The 2,395-nt window shown below is 70.9% G+C and carries 3 protein-coding genes; 2 read left to right on the top strand and 1 reads right to left on the bottom strand.

Going from position 1 to position 2,395, the window contains the following annotated elements:
• Nucleotides 1-371, bottom strand: a 371-nt coding sequence (locus U9977_RS18945) for a radical SAM protein (protein ID WP_416210690.1), incomplete at its 3' end; no start/stop codon positions are given.
• Between the two features lie 229 nt (nucleotides 372-600).
• Here U9977_RS18945 and ppgK point away from each other — a divergent pair.
• Nucleotides 601-1,413 carry a polyphosphate--glucose phosphotransferase gene (gene ppgK, locus U9977_RS18950; RefSeq protein WP_322750618.1) on the top strand — a complete coding sequence of 271 codons (813 nt, stop codon included), beginning with the start codon at nucleotides 601-603 and terminating at the stop codon, nucleotides 1,411-1,413.
• Nucleotides 1,414-1,603: 190 nt separating this feature from the next.
• On the top strand, nucleotides 1,604-2,395 hold a 792-nt coding region (gene sepH, locus U9977_RS18955), incomplete at its 3' end, for a septation protein SepH (protein WP_322750619.1).

The raw sequence follows: 2,395 nt of genomic DNA on the forward strand, positions 1-2,395 counted from the left end.
TCCAGAGAGACGTTCACCCGCTCCAGGCCGGCGGCGCGCAGCGCACCGGCAAGGCGGGCCAGCGATGTGCCGTTGGTGGTCATGGACACCTGAGGACGCGGACGCAACGCCACCAACCGGGCGACAAGGCCGACCAGACCGGGCCGGACCGTCGGCTCACCGCCGGTCAGTCTGACCTCGGTCACTCCAAGGCGGGTGACCGCTATCCGGACGAGACGGAGTACCTCCTCGTCGGTCAGGGTCTCCTCCCCCGGCAACCACGCCAGGCCTTCGACGGGCATGCAGTAGGTGCACCGCAGATTGCAGCGGTCCGTCAACGAAACCCGCAGGTCGGTGGCGACTCGACCGAAGGAATCCCGCAATGCCACCATCTCAGCTTAGAGCGCCGGCGGATCGATCGGCGATCGGCGTCCGCGGCGTCCCACGGGGAGATCGGGCCCGGATACCGGTGTCACACTCAGATGGGCCGGCGAGGCGTGCGGATCTATGGTGGAGTGGGCGCGGGTTGACCGGACAGTCCCACGGTGCCGCACGCCGCGGTGGACACTGTGTCCAGGTACGCCCGATATAGGTCGACGGCAACGGGAGGGCACAGGCGAAATGCAGGTCTTCGGTGTCGACATCGGTGGTACCGGCATCAAGGGTGCGCCCGTCGACATCGACGAAGGGACACTGGCCGCGCCCCGCATCCGGATTCCGACGCCGCAGCCGTCGCTACCGGGCGCCATCGCCAAGACCGTTGCGGACGTGGTGGACCACTTCGGCTGGACGGGTCCGGTCGGAGCCACTTTTCCCGCCGTGCTCAAGGACGGGATCGCCAAGACCGCGGCGAACGTCGACCCGAGCTGGGTGGACACCGACCTGGCGGCCACCCTCGGCGCGGTCCTGCCAGGCGGGGTAACGGTGATCAACGACGCCGACGCCGCCGGAATCGCCGAGATGACCTTCGGTGCCGGTCGCGACGTCGGCGGTGTCGTCCTCATGACGACCTTCGGAACCGGTATCGGCACAGCGCTGTTCCTTCATGGCCAGCTCCTTGCGAACACCGAGTTCGGCCATCTTGAGATCGGTGGAAGCGCGGCGGAGGCCTCGGCCTCCGAGGCGGCCCGCGAACGCGAAGATCTTTCCTGGGAGAAGTGGGCGAAGCGGGTCAGCCGCTATCTGAGCGCGCTGGAAGCGCTGCTGTGGCCCGATCTCATCATCATCGGCGGCGGCGCGAGCCGAAAGGCGGATCGATTTCTCGATCGTCTCGAAATCCGCACGAAGGTGGTCCCCGCCCAGTTGCAGAACAATGCCGGAATTGTCGGGGCTGCGCTGTTCGCCGCGGGCGACCAGGCCCGTCCCAAGGCGCCGGCACGGGCACCGCGCCGCCGGCCGCCGGCCACCCGGCCCCCCGGCGGCCGCCGTCCCTGACCACCCAGGATGGGCGCAGCGTGGTGTCGGCGGGAGGCCGACAGAGCGTGTCGACTCCCGGGGTGAGACACCGCCGGTATGTCGATGGCAAGGTGTGGTGGTAAGCATGAGCGGCCGGTTCGACAATCCGGACACTCACCGTTACCAAACGTGCCACGGCGGATTCGGACGACGCCGATGAGGAGGCGCCATGCGTGAGCTGCGAGCGGTCGCGCTCAGCGAGGACGGCGGCTACCTCGTGCTCGCCGATACCGCGGGCGGACCCGACGCGGAAAAATTCCGGGTACCGGTTGACGACCGGCTTCGAGCGGCGCTGCGCGGGGCGCGACGCAGCGAGGTACGCCAGGAAAGCGCCCTGACTCCACGGGAGATCCAGGCGCGCCTGCGAGCTGGCGAGACAACTGCCGAGGTTGCGCGGGTAGCGGGCATTCCAGTCGAGCGGGTGGAGCGCTACGAGGGCCCGGTGCTGGCCGAGCGAGCCCGGGTGGTACAGGAGGCGCGGGCGGCGCTGCTACCCAAGGACCCTGGTGGCGCCCCGGGCCGGCCGCTGGGCGAGGTTGTGGACGCCCGGCTGATGGCCGCCCAGGACGACCCCGACGGCGCGCAGTGGGATGCCTGGCGTCGGGTGGACGGAATCTGGCTGGTACAGCTGACCTCGGAGAGCCGGTGCGCGCGCTGGACCTGGGATCCGGTGGTGCGCCGGGTGCGCCCACACGATGATGCAGCCAGGGCGCTGGTGACTCCTGAGGTACCGGCCGAACCCGCCGCACCGCCGCTGCCCACGCCGCTGCCCACGCAGACCGGCACCACCCGGCCGCCCGGTCCCGCGCTGACCCTTGTGCAGGAGCCGGTCCCTGCGCCGGTTGCGCCGGTTGCGCACCCGCCGGTCGCGGTGCCGCCGCCCACGCCGGTCCAGCCGGCGGCGGCACGGGGGCGGACCCACGGCGTGTCCCGGCCCGCCGCCCGGGGCGAGGCGCCCGCA

The organism is Protofrankia sp. Cas8 (assembly GCF_963555845.1).
GTDB lineage: Bacteria > Actinomycetota > Actinomycetes > Frankiales > Frankiaceae > Protofrankia.

Bases quoted from the DNA above. Each gene is read 5' to 3' on its own strand.
- ppgK (WP_322750618.1), top strand. From the start codon at position 601: ATGCAGGTCTTCGGTGTCGACATCGGTGGTACCGGCATCAAGGGTGCG.